Annotated in this window: 14 protein-coding genes and 2 pseudogenes; 12 read left to right on the top strand and 4 right to left on the bottom strand. The window is 42.8% G+C overall.

Going from position 1 to position 16535, the window contains the following annotated elements; genetic code table 11:
• Nucleotides 1-365 precede the first annotated feature (365 nt).
• The 6 genes from I872_RS09575 to I872_RS09550 all read left to right on the top strand — a co-directional run bounded on the left by I872_RS09575 (nucleotide 366) and on the right by I872_RS09550 (nucleotide 5879).
• Nucleotides 366-1715, top strand: a complete 1350-nt coding sequence (locus I872_RS09575) for a hypothetical protein (protein WP_015605888.1) — start codon at nucleotides 366-368, stop codon at nucleotides 1713-1715.
• Nucleotides 1716-1790: 75 nt separating this feature from the next.
• Nucleotides 1791-2549 carry a hypothetical protein gene (locus tag I872_RS09570; RefSeq protein ID WP_015605887.1) on the top strand — a complete coding sequence of 253 codons (759 nt, stop codon included), beginning with the start codon at nucleotides 1791-1793 and terminating at the stop codon, nucleotides 2547-2549.
• Between the two features lie 182 nt (nucleotides 2550-2731).
• Nucleotides 2732-3430 carry a 2,3,4,5-tetrahydropyridine-2,6-dicarboxylate N-acetyltransferase gene (dapD, locus tag I872_RS09565; protein ID WP_015605886.1) on the top strand — a complete coding sequence of 233 codons (699 nt, stop codon included), beginning with the start codon at nucleotides 2732-2734 and terminating at the stop codon, nucleotides 3428-3430.
• Nucleotides 3431-3521: 91 nt separating this feature from the next.
• Nucleotides 3522-4655, top strand: a complete 1134-nt coding sequence (locus I872_RS09560) for an N-acetyldiaminopimelate deacetylase (RefSeq protein ID WP_015605885.1) — start codon at nucleotides 3522-3524, stop codon at nucleotides 4653-4655.
• 20 nt (nucleotides 4656-4675) lie between these two features.
• The gene (locus tag I872_RS09555) at nucleotides 4676-5212 is read left to right on the top strand and encodes a 5-formyltetrahydrofolate cyclo-ligase (protein ID WP_015605884.1); all 537 of its coding nucleotides are present in this window, start codon (nucleotides 4676-4678) and stop codon (nucleotides 5210-5212) included.
• The gene (locus I872_RS09550; protein ID WP_015605883.1) at nucleotides 5196-5879 is read left to right on the top strand and encodes a rhomboid family intramembrane serine protease; all 684 of its coding nucleotides are present in this window, start codon (nucleotides 5196-5198) and stop codon (nucleotides 5877-5879) included. The genes I872_RS09555 and I872_RS09550 overlap by 17 nt, the downstream gene beginning before the upstream one ends.
• A gap of 247 nt (nucleotides 5880-6126) precedes the next feature.
• Here I872_RS09550 and galU read toward each other — a convergent pair whose 3' ends face one another.
• Together galU and I872_RS09540 are read right to left on the bottom strand one after the other, a co-directional pair.
• Nucleotides 6127-7029 carry a UTP--glucose-1-phosphate uridylyltransferase GalU gene (gene galU, locus I872_RS09545; RefSeq protein ID WP_015605882.1) on the bottom strand — a complete coding sequence of 301 codons (903 nt, stop codon included), beginning with the start codon at nucleotides 7027-7029 and terminating at the stop codon, nucleotides 6127-6129.
• A gap of 30 nt (nucleotides 7030-7059) precedes the next feature.
• The gene (locus I872_RS09540; RefSeq protein ID WP_015605881.1) at nucleotides 7060-8076 is read right to left on the bottom strand and encodes an NAD(P)H-dependent glycerol-3-phosphate dehydrogenase; all 1017 of its coding nucleotides are present in this window, start codon (nucleotides 8074-8076) and stop codon (nucleotides 7060-7062) included.
• Nucleotides 8077-8234: 158 nt separating this feature from the next.
• Here I872_RS09540 and I872_RS09535 point away from each other — a divergent pair, with 158 nt between their 5' ends.
• The 5 genes and pseudogenes from I872_RS09535 to groL all read left to right on the top strand — a co-directional run bounded on the left by I872_RS09535 (nucleotide 8235) and on the right by groL (nucleotide 14037).
• Nucleotides 8235-9941 (top strand): ABC transporter ATP-binding protein, encoded by a 1707-nt coding sequence (locus I872_RS09535; RefSeq protein WP_015605880.1) that lies wholly within the window; start codon nucleotides 8235-8237, stop codon nucleotides 9939-9941.
• Nucleotide 9942: 1 nt separating this feature from the next.
• Entirely contained in the window at nucleotides 9943-11721 is a 1779-nt protein-coding gene (locus I872_RS09530) for an ABC transporter ATP-binding protein (protein WP_015605879.1), read from the top strand.
• A gap of 61 nt (nucleotides 11722-11782) precedes the next feature.
• A pseudogene (locus I872_RS09525) lies at nucleotides 11783-11965 on the top strand (PTS subunit); the annotation flags it as partial.
• A gap of 144 nt (nucleotides 11966-12109) precedes the next feature.
• Nucleotides 12110-12391 carry a co-chaperone GroES gene (groES, locus tag I872_RS09520; protein WP_015605877.1) on the top strand — a complete coding sequence of 94 codons (282 nt, stop codon included), beginning with the start codon at nucleotides 12110-12112 and terminating at the stop codon, nucleotides 12389-12391.
• Nucleotides 12392-12414: 23 nt separating this feature from the next.
• Nucleotides 12415-14037, top strand: a complete 1623-nt coding sequence (groL, locus tag I872_RS09515) for a chaperonin GroEL (RefSeq protein ID WP_015605876.1) — start codon at nucleotides 12415-12417, stop codon at nucleotides 14035-14037.
• A gap of 272 nt (nucleotides 14038-14309) precedes the next feature.
• Here the strand turns inward: groL and I872_RS12350 are convergent.
• Nucleotides 14310-14462 (bottom strand): annotated as a pseudogene (locus I872_RS12350) (SDR family NAD(P)-dependent oxidoreductase); the annotation flags it as partial.
• Nucleotides 14463-14532: 70 nt separating this feature from the next.
• Here I872_RS12350 and I872_RS09510 point away from each other — a divergent pair.
• Nucleotides 14533-14988 carry a GNAT family N-acetyltransferase gene (locus I872_RS09510; RefSeq protein ID WP_015605875.1) on the top strand — a complete coding sequence of 152 codons (456 nt, stop codon included), beginning with the start codon at nucleotides 14533-14535 and terminating at the stop codon, nucleotides 14986-14988.
• A 48-nt stretch (nucleotides 14989-15036) separates the two neighbouring features.
• Here the strand turns inward: I872_RS09510 and I872_RS09505 are convergent, their stop codons facing one another.
• A complete protein-coding gene (locus tag I872_RS09505) occupies nucleotides 15037-16182 on the bottom strand; it encodes a low temperature requirement protein A (protein WP_015605874.1) in 1146 nt (381 codons plus the stop codon).
• Between the last annotated feature and the right edge of the window lie 353 nt (nucleotides 16183-16535).

Raw genomic sequence — 16535 nt, 5'->3', positions numbered from 1 at the left:
AGTTAAAATGACTATTGATGCCAACAGCGGTCGTATTTTGGCTGAAAAAGTGAAATAAAAATGGTTATATATAGTTGGTTTTGTGGGCACGGACGAGAGTTCGTGCCTTCTTGCTTGTGTGCTTTCAAGCTAAGCCGGTTCAAAATATGATATACTGGAATAAAGTTATATTAGCATGACAAGTTTCAGGGTAGGCTATTGTCTTGAAACAGTTAAGTACACAAGGTAGAAATTCTGATAGTTTGCGTAGCTATTTGACTGGTATGGTTATAGAAAAGAGAATAGCAGCATTCAGCGAAGAGGCAGTGTGAAGTTAATAGAGTCGTCTTTTCAATGATAGAAGAGCCAATAGATGAGGAGGAGTTATGGGAAAGAGAAATCTGGAAGCTTTGAGGCAGAAACATCAATCAAAATTCAAGAAGGCGCAAACGAAAAAGCCAGCAAGCCAATCATCCTTTCTATCTAAATGGAAAACCAAGGAAGACAAACATATCAAACCATCTGCTGGATTGAAAGAAGCGCAGGGAGGGCAAGAAAAAAATAAAGCTCGTCCTTCAGGTTCGTCTCCATCAAAAGTGGTCTTTCCAATAGAGAGCTCAAGCAATGAGCGGTCTGCCATCTCTTCGATAGAGGACAAAAACGACTATGGGGCTAAAACAAGTTCTCAAGACCAGCCGATGTTTTCTGAGCAGTTAGCAGGAGCTCAGCAGGTAAAGGAGCCTCTGTCGCTTCTGTCACAGAATTTGTTGGAATTAAAGCAGAGAGAGCTGAAGCGTCTCATTTCTAGCTTAGAATCACTGAAAGCTAACAAACAAAACCAAATCCTTCGTGGAAATCAAGCTAGCCAGCCGGTGTCTGGCCTTGTAACGGAAGCAAAGCAGACAAAGCTTTCTCCGCGAATAAGCTCTAATGAGCTTGCTAGAGAGATAGATAAAGTTGAGTTTAAGAAGAAAAAACTAGGATTCTTTTCTAAGATATGGGTGAAGGTACTTTCTAGTTTGGGGATTATGGCTTTTTTGGCTAAGGCTGGAATAACGTGGCTAGAGATGGAAAAGGTAAAAGATAAAGAAAAAGCTGCAGCTATTTCTCGTATGTTAGACTCATATGGAAAGAATCAAGATTTAAAATCTGCTAATCGTCCAGAATGGATTGCTAAAAAAGAGGAGTATCAGTTTCATATTACCTATGATGATGTCACTTCTTTGTTCTCAGACTTCACTTCATCGGTTCCAAATCTGACAAAGGTCGACGAGGTGGTTGCAACGTTAGGGAAAGCTGAGTCTGGTAGGGAAACGAACCAAAATGACCTAATCAAGACAATAGATTTAAACTATTCACAAGCAGGGACGGAAGCGAAAGTTAAGCTCTCTTTTAAGAGCTATCTTGGTCCTTCTGAAACTCCTAAGTTAGAGTCCCTAAAATGTGCTCATCTCAGTAGTGCGCAACTGCCTAACCGAAATGCTCAGCTTACTCGTCAAGATCTTTCTGGTATAGAGAAAGGAAAGACCTATCAAGAGATTGTTAGTCAGTTGGGACTTCCAGAGCGCCTTGATTGGCATGGGGGAATCTTGAGCTATACCACTTTATCGATTTCTTATCGTTTGGAGGATGGCCAGGAGGTTAGTTTTTCTTTTGAAAAAGATGACACTCAGAGCTATCGACTGAAAGACAGCTCAGGTTTGGCAAGTGAAGCGGAAGATGCAGGTGCTCAGTAGTGTTTGCCTAGCAGGAGAATCAGCCGTTTGTAGAAAGGGAATGAGCAATCAAGTTTTTAGTTGATAGGTGAAAAGGTGAAAGATAGAAATTTAGAAGCATTGAGGCGGGAACATAAATCCAAGTTTAAAGCCAGAAACACTTCGTCGGTCAAGAATCAGCAGGAACGGGGAGGAGCTGCCCTCGAACAGACAAAGGCTTTATCCAAGCCAATTCATAAAGCGAAGTCTAGGAAACTAAAGCTATCACAAAAATCCTCTTTTTTCAGGGTAGTGAGTGCTCTAGCCCTGATAGGTCTTGTTATTGGCCTGCTTGTCTTAATCGGGAATTGGACCAATTCTTACAAAAAGAATCCGTTAGTAAGAACAGAAGCAAAATATTCTTCTTCAAATGCCGAAGTTTTGGATTGGGAACCAAGGGATTTTATAAAATATAAGATTGAAGAGGACGAGGATAAAAATATGATAGTGTCCGATTTTGTTCGTCAACATGGTTTAGCTAAAAGCAGTGATGAAACGGTAATTGGCAAGAAGGATACATTATTATCACTGATCTATGATTTAAAAGGAGGTGGCTTTGCTGTCATTCAATTCTGGGATTTTGGTTCAGGTCTACATCTTACTAGCATAGCTTATAATATTTATCAAAATGAGGATTTGACAGGTGAACGGTTTTCCTTCCTTAAGGGAATGACGTTAGATGAAGAAACTGGCATCACTGATCTAGAAGTGATAGAACATTTGGGACTTCCCAACAACTACTACAAAGCAGTGGTGAAAGGATATTACAGTATGTCTATGGGTATAGGGCAGAGGATAAAACCTTCTTCCATTTAAACTTTGTCAAGGGCAAGGACGGACAATTCCATTTGAATAAAGTTCAAGAGTCTAAATAGCATACTAGTTGCTAATAAAGTCCTAACTGTATAACCGAATTGTGTTATAATAGAGAAATAAAAGAGATAGGAGAGGGACTTTCCTCTCCCAACAAAGAATAGAAAGAACAAAGAGGTGACGCCATGTCTGCTACTAAAATGAATGCTCAAGAAATCATCAAATTTATCGCTGATGCCAAGAAAAAAACCCCTGTCAAAGTAACCTTTAACGGGGAATTGCACGGTGCGATTCCTTGGTCTGTTGTGAAATTAGGGAATGTTCTTTTTGGGGATTGGGAAGAAATTAAGCCACTCCTCGTAAACTTAGAAGAAAACAAGACCTATGTCGTAGAGCAGGATGCCCGAAACTCAGCGGTGCCACTTTTGGATAAGCGCGACATCAATGCCCGCATTGAGCCGGGCGCTATCATCCGTGACCAAGTCGAAATCGGCGATAATGCTGTTATCATGATGGGTGCAGTCATCAATATCGGGGCGGAGATTGGTGCTGGGACCATGATTGATATGGGTGCTATTTTGGGCGGTCGAGCGATTGTCGGCAAAAACAGTCATATCGGTGCTGGTGCAGTTCTGGCGGGAGTCATTGAGCCAGCTAGCGCAGAGCCAGTTCGGGTTGGGGACAATGTGCTGATTGGTGCCAATGCGGTTGTGATTGAAGGTGTACAAATTGGCAGTGGATCGGTTGTTGCGGCTGGTGCGATTGTGACCCAGGATGTTCCGGAAAACGTAGTGGTTGCTGGCGTTCCAGCGCGAGTTATCAAGACCATTGACGAGAAGACCCAGCAGAAGACAGCTTTGGAAGATGCCTTGCGTACGCTTTAATTTTGGTTAAAAGAATATTGCCGCCCTTGAATTGCATCAGGGGCGGTCTAGCTCTTAATTTGCTCTGACAAGATTTTAAAGGAAAGAAACGATGCTTGATTATCTGAACATTCGCCGTGATTTACACCAGATACCTGAAATCGGTCTGGAAGAATACAAGACCCATGCCTACCTGATGCAGGTCATTGATGGACTGACAGCAGGTCTAGACTTTGTGGAAATCCGAACTTGGCGGACTGGTATTTTGGTCTTTATCAAAGGAAGTTCACCAGATAAGACGATTGGCTGGCGGACAGATATTGATGGTCTTCCGATTGTGGAGGATACCGGACTGGACTTTGCCAGCACTCATGAAGGTCGCATGCATGCCTGCGGACACGATATGCACATGACGGTCGCTCTAGGATTGCTGGAGCAAGCTGTGAGTGCTCAGCCTATCCACAATCTGCTTTTTCTCTTTCAGCCTGCTGAGGAAAATGAAGCTGGCGGTATGCTCATGTATGAAGACGGTGCCTTTGGCGACTGGCTGCCAGATGAATTTTACGGTCTTCATGTGCGGCCGGACCTTAAGGTCGGCGATATTGCCACTAACAGAGGGACTCTCTTTGCTGGGACCTGTGAAGTTAAGCTGACTTTTAAGGGAAAGGGCGGTCATGCGGCTTTTCCTCATGAAGCCAATGATGCTTTGGTGGCAGCTAGCTACTTTATCACCCAGGTGCAGACCATTGTCAGCCGCAATGTCGATCCGATCGAGGGAGCGGTTGTGACCTTTGGTTCGCTCCATGCTGGCACGACCAACAATGTCATCGCAGAAACGGCCTTTCTGCATGGCACCATTCGGACTCTGACTCAGGAGATGAACCTCTTGACCCAAAAGCGCTTACGGGAAATAGCAGAGGGCATAGCCCAAAGTTTCGATCTGGAATTGGACTTGGAACTCAAGCAAGGCGGCTACCTACCCGTAGAAAATGATCCAGTTCTGGCAGATGAATTGATGGACTTTTTCCAGAAGGAAGAAGGAGTGCAGTTGATTGATATTGCGCCGGCTATGACAGGCGAGGATTTCGGCTATCTGCTCAGCAAGGTCAAGGGCGTCATGTTCTGGCTGGGAGTGGATAGTCCCTATGCCCTCCATCATCCCAAGATGACACCGGACGAGGCAGCACTGTCCTTTGCTATTGAAAAGATTGGGAAATTCCTAGATTATAAAATCAACGAAAGATAAGAACAAGGTGGATGAGTTGCATGAAAAAAGAGTTGAGACAAACTGTACTGAAGCAGATGAAGAAACTTGCAGGAAAAGAAAAAGAGCAGGCAGATAGCTGGCTGACCCAGCACTTGCTCAGTTCAGCAGCTTATCAAAAAGCTCAGGTTATCGCTACTTATCTTTCCATGCCGCATGAAATCTCAACTGCAGCCTTTATCAAGCAGGCTCAGTTGGACGGCAAGCGGGTTTTAGTGCCTAAAACCTACGGCCAGGGTCGGATGATCTTTGTGGATTATGATGAAAGCAGCCTGCAAAAGAGCTCTTTTGGCCTTATGGAGCCGATAAGCGAAGAGGCTGTGGAGAAGCCGGAGATTGATCTGATTCATGTGCCGGGCGTTGTTTTCAATTCTCAAGGCTTTCGAATTGGTTACGGCGGTGGCTACTATGACCGTTATCTGGCTGATTATGCAGGAGCATCCATCAGCACTATTTATGCAGCCCAGCAGGCAGATTTTACACCAGCTCAACATGATGTTGCAGTAAAGGAGTTACTCATTTATGAAACAAATCTTTGATAGAGACTATCCCGTGACAAGCATTTTGCTTATCCTAACGAGCCTTGTTTTCGCCTTGATGTTTCTTTCCTACGGTTTTCAATACAGCAGTTCCGAAGCCTTGTATTACTTTGGCGCCGTGCGCGGTTACACGATTCAAGCGCTGCCGGAGCAGTTTTGGCGGGTTTTTGCTGCTATTTTTATCCACATTGGCTTGGAGCATTTTGTGATTAATATGCTGACGCTTTACTTCCTTGGTCGACAGATTGAAGCCATCTTCGGCTCTTGGAAATTTTTGATACTCTACCTGATGTCAGGAGTGATGGGGAACTTATTTGTTGTCTATTTTTCACCCGACAGCCTGGCAGCTGGGGCTTCTACTGCTCTTTTCGGCCTTTTTGCTTCCGTTGTTGTGCTTCGTTATGCTACGCGAAACTACTATCTGCAGCAGCTGGGTCAGTCCTATATGAGCCTGCTGGCTGTCAATCTGATCATGAGTTTTTTACCGGGAATTAGTCTTGCAGGGCACTTGGGCGGTCTAGTCGGTGGAGCTTTAGGAGCTGTGATCTTACCAGTTTCGGGAGAGCGTTACGCTTTTAGCAAGTCTCAACGTTTTTTAGCATTAGCGGCCTACCTTGGATTAGCAGCTATTCTGATTTTTCTGACTTTTCAAAGACCAATTTTTTAAGAAATGAACCCAATGAAAGTGGGACAGAAATCGGTAATTCGTTAGAATTCGATTTCGTCGTCCCACCTCCGCACAGTTGAGTAGGGCTGTAAAAGCTGATGAAATCAGCCTAGTAGGACCCACTCAACCACTGCGTCTTGCTCGACATCCAAAGACAATTGAGAGGCTAGGACTTTTGTCCCAGCCTCTTTTCTGTATAGTGTTAAAAGTTCTTGCATCAGCTAATCTATTGCTTGAGCGCTTTTATTTATTTTTTCGTTTTCTTATCTAATTTTTTGCCTAAATCGATAATGTATTGTTTCAAATCGTCCTTGACTTGTGGGTGCTTGAGAGCATAATCGATAGAAGTTTTCATAAAGCCGAATTTATCGCCGACATCATAGCGGTCACCTTTAAATTCGCGGGCAAAAACGCGCTGAGTCTTGTTGAGGGTATCGATGGCATCCGTCAGTTGAATTTCATTGCCAGCGCCGGGAGTTTGTTTTTCTAGGATTTCAAAAATTTCTGGTGTGAGCAGATAGCGTCCGATAATGGCCAAATCGCTTGGCGCATCTTCTGGTGCCGGTTTTTCAACAAATTTTTCAACGCTGTAGAGGCCATTGACTCCTTCGCCTTGCGGTGCAATAACGCCGTAAGCAGAGACTTCTTCGTGAGGAACTTGCATAACTGCAATTGTAGATGCGTGGGTTGCCGCATAGTCATCCATGAGTTGCTTGGTGAGTGGCACTGCCTTGTCATTGGTAATATCCATCAAATCATCACCCAGCATGACCACAAAGGGTTCATTTCCGACAAAAGCCTTAGCTTGAAGGACAGCATCTCCTAGCCCACGTGGATGGCTCTGACGGATGAAATGCAATCCAATACCAGTAGTTTCATCCACCAGCTTGAGTAAGTCGTTCTTACCCTTTTCCTTGAGGTTGTATTCTAATTCAAAGTTTGAGTCAAAGTGATCCTCTATGGAGCGTTTTGACTTCCCTGTAACAACCAGAATGTCTTTGATTCCAGACTTAAGAGCTTCCTCGACGATAAACTGAATAGTTGGTTTGTCAACGATCGGCAGCATTTCCTTGGCTAGTGCCTTAGTGGCTGGTAAGAAGCGGGTACCGAGACCGGCTGCAGGGATGACTGCTTTTCTGACTTTTGACATAACTTTCTCCTTTATAAAAAATACTGTAACTTAAGACCACTCATTTTCAGCTTTGAACTCATTGCTCATCATATCATGAATGGCATCTTTGATATCATGGCCGTCATAGATGACCTTGTAAATAGCCTGGGTAATTGGCATGTAGACACCGAGCTCTTGAGCTAATTCGTAGGCTGCCTTGGTCGTAGAGATTCCTTCGATAACCATGCCCATGTTGGCTTCAATATCAGCCAATTTTTCGCCACGACCCAGCGCATCTCCAGCCCGCCAGTTGCGAGAGTGGACAGAAGTTCCTGTGACAATCAAGTCGCCGACACCAGAAAGACCGCTGTAAGTCAGAGGGTTGGCTCCCAGTTTGACACCAAGTCGGGTAATTTCAGCCAGACCGCGTGTGATGATGGCAGCTTTGGCATTGTCACCATAGCCCAGTCCGTGGAGAGCTCCGGCTCCAACTGCGATGATATTTTTCAGAGCACCTGCTGTTTCTACGCCAACGACATCGGTATTAGTGTAGAGTCGGAAATAGTGGTTGCTGAAGAGCTCCTGCACATATTTAGCAGTTTCAAGATCCTTGGATGCTGCGGTAATCAGGGTAATATCGCGAACGATGGTTTCCTCAGCGTGGCTAGGACCTGAAACAACGACAATCTCGCTGCGCAAGTCAGCAGGGATTTCCTCTTCCAGAATGGTCGAAATCCGTTGGTGGCTGTTAGGTTCTAGTCCCTTGGATGCATGCATGATTTTTACCTTGTGATCCAAGGTTTGCGCAACTTGTTTGGCTACCAGACGGGTCACCTTGGTCGGCACGACAAAAAGGACAGCATCTACGTTTTCTAGAGCATCTTTCAAGTTGTGATAAGCCTTGATCTCTTCGCTTAGAACAACATCTTTGAAATAGCGTTTGTTTGTATGCTGGTTATTGATCTCGTCAATCTGCTCTGCAATATTGCCCCAAATCCGGACTTCATGGCCATTATCATTGAGGACTTGCGATAGAGCCGTTCCCCAAGAACCGGGGCCAATCACAGCAATTCGTTGTTTATCCATCTTTTCTCCTTGTACGAGACCCACAAAAGGCCTCACTTGCTTTTAGAGTTATTTATTATATTGTACCATATAATAACTGAAATTTCTTACTTGACATTGTTTTTATGTGTGATATAGTAAGGAAGCTAAACAAAGTTAAAAATCTACGAGGAGGAATTATGTTCAGAAAAGCTTTATCAGCCTATAAATTATTTATCTTTTTATCTCTTCTGATGACATCGCTGATGCTGGCTAGCTCGCTGTTGCAGCCCTTGTATCTCAAAGATGTCTTGAATGCTCTTTTGGCAGGAAATCGGCAAGAAATCTATCGTTTGGGGGCTTGGTTGCTGGGCTTTGGTCTGGTTGGCTTGCTCGCTGGTGGGGCAAATGTGACTCTGGCAGCCTATATTTCCCAAGGTGTGTCGTCGGATTTACGGGAAAAAACCTTTCGGAAAATCCAGGCCTTCTCTTATGCCAATATTGAACAGTTCAATGCGGGGAATCTAGTCGTCCGAATGACCAACGACATCAATCAAGTGCAAAATTTGGTCATGATGATGTTTCAGATTTTATTCCGCCTGCCTATTTTATTTTTAGGCTCCTTTATTCTGGCGGTGGTGACCATTCCTTCCTTGTGGTGGGTCATTGTCCTGATGGTCTTTTTGGTCTTCTTTTTGACAGGAGTGATGATGGGCTTGATGGGTCCACGCTTTGCCAAATTCCAAGTTCTCTTAGAAAAGATCAATTCGATTGCCAAAGAAAACCTGCGTGGTGTCCGTGTCGTCAAATCTTTCGTGCAGGAGAGAGAGCAGTATCAGAAGTTTACGCAAGTTTCAGATGAACTTTTGGAGCAAAATCTCTTTATTGGTTATGCCTTTTCGATCGTTCAACCGATGATGATGATCGTTGGCTACGGGGCTGTCTATCTGACCATGTGGCTCTTGTCTAGCATGATACAGATGGATCCAGGCTTGGTTAGCTCCATTGTCTCTTTCATTTCTTATTTGAATCAAATCATGTTTACTATTATCATGGTTGGCTTTTTGGGCAATACCGTTACGCGTGCCATGGTGTCGATTCGGCGGATCAAGGAGGTCTTGGATACAGAGCCAGCGATGACCTTCAAGAATGAAGTTGACGAAGATCTGGAAGGTAGTCTGGTCTTTGACCATGTGACCTTTACCTATCCGACAGATACAGAGCCCATGCTCAAGGATATTAGCTTTGAAGTCAAACCGGGAGAGATGATTGGTATTGTCGGAGCAACGGGAGCAGGAAAATCAACTCTGGCCCAGCTTATTCCGCGTCTTTTTGATCCTCAGGAAGGCTCCATCAAAATTGGTGGCAAGGACTTGCGAGATATTAGTGAAGCTTCTCTGAGAAAAAATGTCTCTATCGTTCTGCAAAAAGCTATTTTATTTAAGGGGACGATTGCGGACAATCTGCGTCAAGGAAAGCAAAATGCTAGCCTGCCAGAGTTAGAACAGGCGGCGCGCATTGCTCAGGCGAGTGAGTTTATCAATCGCATGGAAGATACCTACAACAGCCAAGTCGAAGAACGGGGAAATAATTTCTCCGGCGGACAAAAGCAAAGAATGTCCATCGCGCGTGGTGTCGTCAGCAATCCCAATATTCTTATCCTAGATGACTCGACTTCCGCTCTGGATGCCAAGTCCGAAAAACTGGTTCAAGAGGCGCTGAACAAGGATTTGAAGGGAACAACGACCATCATTATTGCTCAGAAGATTAGCTCCGTGGTTCATGCGGACAAGATTTTGGTGCTAGATCAAGGACGCTTGATTGGCCAAGGTAGACACGCAGACTTGGTCGCTACAAATGATGTCTACCGAGAAATTTATGAGACTCAAAAAGGAAAGGAGGACTAAGATGAAGACAGCGAAATTTTTCTGGCAATATTTTAAACAGTATAAACTGGCCTTTTTGATCGTTATGATTATGATTATCATCTCGACGGTTTTACAGGTTCTCTTTCCGATTTTTACCGGTCTAGCCATTAGTGAGTTGGTGGAGTTGGGCAGTGCTTTTGCGAATGGCAAGCTGGCTTCAGGCGACGTTTCTGCCTTTGCCGCTTTTCAAGGAATTATGTGGAATTTGGCGCTGGCTTTCATCTTCCTTTCGCTATCTAGCTTGATCTACATGCTGCTGATGAGTCGGATTATCTCCTACTCAACTAATGAAATGCGTAAGGGGCTCTTTGGAAAATTGGCTCGCTTGACCGTTTCCTTCTTTGACCGCCATCAAGACGGGGATATCTTGTCGCGTTTTACCAGCGATTTAGATAATATCTTGCAAGCTTTCAACGAGAGTCTAGTCCAAGTGATGAGCAATATCGCTCTCTATATCGGCCTGATTATCATTATGTTTATGCGGCATGCGACCTTGGCTTGGGTGACGATTGCCAGTACGCCAGTAGCCATCATTGTCTTGGTATCCATCGTCAAGCTGGCTCGCAAGTATACAGACTTGCAGCAAAAAGAAGTCGGTCAGCTCAATGCTTACATGGATGAGACGATTTCCGGCCAGAAGGCAGTTATTGTGCAGGGGATGCAAGAAGAAGTCATCAAAGGCTTTGTCCAGCAAAATGATAAGGTTCGGTCAGCTACTTTCAAAGGACGCGCTTTTGCTGGCTTGCTCTTTCCTGTCATGAACGGAATGAGCCTGATCAATACGGCTATCGTGATTTTTGTAGGTTCAGCCATTATGCTCAATGATCCTAATGTGAAGACCTCAGTAGCCATTGGTCTGATTTCAACCTTTACACAGTTTTCTCAACAATACTATCAGCCTATCATTCAGGTTGCGGCAAGCTGGGGAAGTCTGCAGCTGGCTTTCACTGGTGCGGATCGGATTCAGGAAATGTTTGATGCGCCTGAGGAAGTGCGTCCGCAGAATGCACCAGCCTTTACCGAGCTGAGAGAAGGCGTCGAGATAAAACATGTGGATTTCTCTTATGTCGAAGGTAAGTCGATTTTGAAAGATGTTTCCATCTCAGCGCCAAAAGGCAAGATGATTGCCGTTGTAGGACCGACAGGATCGGGCAAGACGACCATCATGAACTTGATCAATCGTTTTTACGATGTGGATAAGGGCAGTATCGAATTTGACGGACGCGATATCCGAGACTATGACTTAGATAGCTTGCGCAGTCATGTCGGTATCGTTTTGCAAGATTCTGTTTTGTTCAGCGGAACCATTCGAGACAATATTAGATTTGGAGTGCCGGATGCCAGTCAGGAGATGGTTGAAATCGCTGCGCGTGCAACCCATATTCACGAGTATATTGAAAGCTTGCCTGATAAATACGATACAATCGTAGATGATGATCAAAACATCTTTTCAACAGGTCAAAAGCAATTGATTTCAATCGCTCGAACCCTTTTGACCGATCCTCAAGTGCTAATCTTGGATGAGGCTACCTCCAACGTTGATACGGTAACCGAGAGCAAGATCCAGAGCGCGATGGAGGCTATTGTGGCAGGCCGAACCAGCTTTGTCATCGCTCACCGCTTAAAGACTATACTAAATGCTGACCAAATCATTGTCTTAAAAGACGGCGAAGTCATTGAAAGAGGTAACCACCGGGAACTGCTACAACTGGGCGGCTTCTATTCTGAACTCTACCACAATCAATTTGTATTTGAATAAATGTTTACAGAAACGAAGGTATTTTATGACAATGCCTTTGTTTTTTGTCTGGAAGAAGCCAATCGCTTTTGTCCTGATCTATCTCTTTCATCGAACCAATCTGCTTCTGTTCATCATCGGTGTTATCTTGGCTATTTTGGGCATCCTTGCCATGCTAGTTTTTGGCTATGGCATCTACAAGGGTCGACTGAATTTACAAAAGGTCATTGATGATTTTGAAGAGAAGCTGAAGTTAGCTCAATAAGGATTCCAATTAACTTTCCTCCCAAAAACTTTGTCATTTGGCAAAGTTTTTTTCTTGACTATTTCTGACCAAGTGATACAATATTAACTATAGATTAGCACTCGCTATAATAGAGTGCTAAAATTCAATCTTTGGAGGAAAACCATGTTAAAACCATTAGGTGACCGTGTGGTCTTAAAAGTAGAAGAAAAAGAACAGAAAGTTGGTGGCTTTGTTATTGCTGGTGCAGGGCAAGATGCGACAAAAGAAGCGACAGTCATCGCAATCGGCCAAGGCATCCGTACGCTCAACGGAGAACTGGTCGCACCAAGTGTCAAGCCAGGTGATAAGGTTTTAGTTGAAAGCCATGCTGGCATTGAAGTCAAAGATCAGGATGAGACATTCTTGGTTGTTGGAGAAGCAAGCATTCTTGCAATTGTGGAGTAAAAATCTAAGAAAGAGGTTTAAAAATGGCAAAAGATATTAAATTTTCATCAGATGCACGCAGTGCAATGGTTCGTGGTGTGGATATTCTAGCAGATACTGTCAAGGTGACCTTGGGTCCTAAAGGCCGCAATGTTGTTTTGGAAAAATCTTTTGGTTCACCCCTCATCACCAATGACGGTGTGACCATTGCCAAGGAAATTGAATTGGAAGATCATTTCGAAAATATGGGTGCTAAGTTGGTATCAGAAGTTGCTTCAAAAACCAATGATATTGCTGGGGACGGAACAACGACTGCTACTGTTTTGACCCAAGCTATTGTTCGAGAAGGAATCAAAAACGTCACTGCTGGTGCTAATCCAATCGGTATCCGCCGCGGGATTGAAGCAGCAGTTGCGACTGCTGTCAGCGCTCTGAAAGAAACTGCGATTCCGGTTTCTAACAAAGAAGCGATTGCTCAGGTTGCTGCCGTATCTTCTCGCAGCGAGAAAGTCGGCGAGTACATCTCTGAAGCTATGGAAAAAGTTGGCAATGATGGCGTTATCACCATCGAAGAGTCCAAAGGTATGGAAACAGAGCTGGATGTCGTAGAAGGAATGCAGTTTGACCGTGGCTACCTGTCTCAATACATGGTGACGGATAGTGAAAAAATGGTGGCTGATCTGGATAACCCTTATATCTTGATTACAGACAAGAAAATTTCTAATATTCAAGAGATTCTGCCATTGTTGGAAAGTATTTTGAAAACCAACCGTCCGCTCTTGATTATTGCAGATGATGTGGATGGTGAAGCTTTGCCAACATTGGTTCTTAACAAGATTCGTGGTACCTTCAATGTAGTGGCTGTTAAAGCACCAGGTTTCGGTGACCGTCGCAAGGCTATGCTGGAAGACATTGCCATCTTGACAGGCGGTACAGTGATTACAGAAGACCTTGGTCTGGAGCTCAAAGATGCGACCATTGAAGCGCTTGGACAAGCTTCTAAAGTCACTGTTGACAAGGACAGCACTGTGATTGTCGAAGGATCTGGCAATCCTGAAGCCATTGCCAATCGTGTGGCCGTTATCAAGTCACAAATCGAAAGTACAACTTCTGAGTTTGACAAGGAAAAACTGCAAGAACGTCTGGCTAAATTGTCCGGTGGTGTGGCGGTGATTAAGGTCGGAGCTGCAACCGAAACCGAACTTAAAGAAATGAAACTCCGCATTGAAGATGCCCTTAACGCAACTCGTGCCGCAGTGGAAGAAGGAATCGTCTCCGGTGGGGGTACAGCCTTTGTCAGCGTACTGGGTGCAGTAGCTGCTCTTGAATTGACAGGAGATGAAGCGACAGGCCGTAACATCGTTCTCCGTGCCTTGGAAGAGCCTGTCCGTCAAATCGCTCTGAATGCAGGATTCGAAGGCTCAATCGTCATTGACCGTCTGAAAAATTCTGAAGCAGGTACAGGCTTTAATGCCGCGACTGGCGAATGGGTCAACATGATTGAGGCTGGAATCATTGACCCAGTCAAGGTGACGCGCTCAGCCTTGCAAAATGCCGCTTCTGTAGCCAGCTTGATTTTGACAACAGAAGCTGTTGTGGCCAATAAACCAGAACCTGCTCCAGCAGCACCAGCTATGGATCCAAGCATGATGGGCGGAATGATGTAAGACACATAGAAGAAAGTACAACTTTTTTGAAATCAATAAAGTAAAAAAGACTTCAAACTATTGATCAAAAACAATGGTTTGAAGTCTTTTTATTGTGTTGATAATGAAATGAAAACTTGTAAAATAATGAAAAGTTTGAAATGTAAATGATTTTCGAAAGCTGTTTGGAGTGATTGTAAATGTGATTATTTCAAAATGGGGCAAATAATCTTATAGCAGTAGAGAATACTTTAGTTTTGAAAATTAACGCTGTTTAGCAAGGAGTAAGAAAGCTAAACTATTTCAGACTTGTTTTGGAACAACTCAATTCTATCATTACAATAAGTGATTAAAGTTTTAGCTTTTTCAGATACTGACTTCACTTTCTTCTCATTAAAATAGTAGCCAGTCAAACCCCTGATTTCTTCTGACAATGTGAGATAATACACTTATCTATTCGTAAAAAATAGGAGAAGTAGTATAATGGAGAAACACAGATAAGATGGTGAGGTCAAGATGACAATTCGTTTTGAAGAAAATGTGAGTATAGAAAACGCTCAATTCGTATGCCAATGGTCCAACTCCCTTGGCAAATCCTTTCAAGAACAATGGATGGGAACAATGATTCCTTTTCCCTTGACAATTCAAGTCTTGCAAGATTTGGAAGGAATCTTTTCAATCTTTGATGGACAAGAGTTTGTGGGGCTTATCCAGAAAATCAGGCTGGAAGACAGAAATCTTCATATCGGGAGATTTTTTATCAACCCCCAGAAACAGGGGCAAGGCTTAGGTAGCCAGGCTTTAAGGAAATTTGTTAGTTTGGCCTTGGAAAATGGAGACATAGATAGTGTTTCTCTAAATGTCTACGAGGCAAATCAAAGAGCTCAGAATCTTTACCAAAAAGAAGGATTTGAAATCGTTCAAATGGTTGAAGAACCTGTACGAAAATACATCATGAAAAAGTTTAGATAGAAAGTAAAAAAGCTTTGGTTCCCAAAGCTTTTTTATGTTATAAACTCATTAAAATAACTCCCAGTTAGATTTGGAATATTTTTTATTCTGTGTCACATAAAAATAAATAAAATGAATGGCTATAGCTAGAGCTAAAATGGTTGTTATACTCACTACTATTATAGGATTAGAAGCAAAGATTAAAGAGAGAATCAAGGCAGCCAGATAGAGTGTCGCTTGGACACAGTAGTAACTTTTCGAATAGCGAAGATAGTGTTTGTTATAGGGCCCATTTACTAGGACAGCAGCTTGAAAGAGGCCAAATCCGATATAAGAGAAGCTGGTTGCAAAGAGAAGATTAGCTTCAGGATTCAGAAGAAAACTCATCGAAACGGTCATCATAATAAGTCCAATGAAAATAGGATAGTGACTGTAAATTAGAAATAGTCCCTTTTGATTAGATTCTTCATCAATAGCATGGTCGAATTGACCAAAATAAAACAAGAACAGAGAAAGCATAATAATGAAATAAAGAACCGAATAAATCGAGAAATTCTCGATTGTAAAGAAGTTAGCTAGCTCCATAATCATCTCTCCAAACGTAATAATGACAAGAAGGGAGATGCGCTCGATTAAATGGGGGAGATTTACCTGGTAATGCTTATCTTTAGTAATCAAGAAAATTGGCACAATAAATGTTAGCAGAATACTAGCAAATAAGACAGAGACTCCAACGTAAATAGGAAGAAGAGCTGCTAGATAGACTCCTAAACTTCCTAGACCTGTTATCCATAGAAAATCTTTGATACTTTCCCGTTCAACATTATCGGTTGATTTTCTAAAAAATTCAACCAAATATTGTAAAAATAAGGTAAAGGTTAATGTACCAACAGCCCAACAAAGATAATGAAAATATTGTTGCCAATCAGGTCCAATCATATTGGCTATAAAGAGTAAAAGTCCCATTTTGATAAACATGATTACCATGTTAAATAAAGAGTTCTTTCCATAGCGATTGGTATAAATGGTTTGAATCATCCATGAATCAGTGAGAACCAAAACAGCCATGAAAAAATCAAGGAAAGAATTCCAAGTCAAAATACCGTTATGAAGATGCTCAATTAAAGTAGTTGCTTTTGAAATTGCAAAAACAAAAACTAGGTCATAAAATAGTTCTGAAAATTCTACACGTTTATGCTTAATAAGAGTTGTCATATTAATACCTTTCTACTTTAGAAATACAATTCATTATAACAGAAAATGGTAATGAGAGAAAAAGGATATGCTTAAATAATTTCATGTGGCGCGAATTGTAAAAACCTTGGACACATTTACCTCATGTACCAACTTACAGGCGGAGTGTTTGATGCTTGGTAATAAAGAATGGGTGTTGAAACATTCAAGTTATTATCATACTGAGAAAGATGGAACAACAAAACGAGTTGAGTTCAATGCAACTAAGCAACCGGAAGAACTGAAGAATAAGATTATACAATAGAAAAAGCGAGCCTAAAACTCGCTTTTTTTATTTAATCTAATAGCTCCTTATTTTCAATTAAAAGTTCTAA

The organism is Streptococcus cristatus AS 1.3089 (assembly GCF_000385925.1).
GTDB classification, from domain to species: Bacteria; Bacillota; Bacilli; order Lactobacillales; family Streptococcaceae; genus Streptococcus; species Streptococcus cristatus_B.
This window is presented reverse-complemented; position numbering and strand designations above follow the sequence as displayed.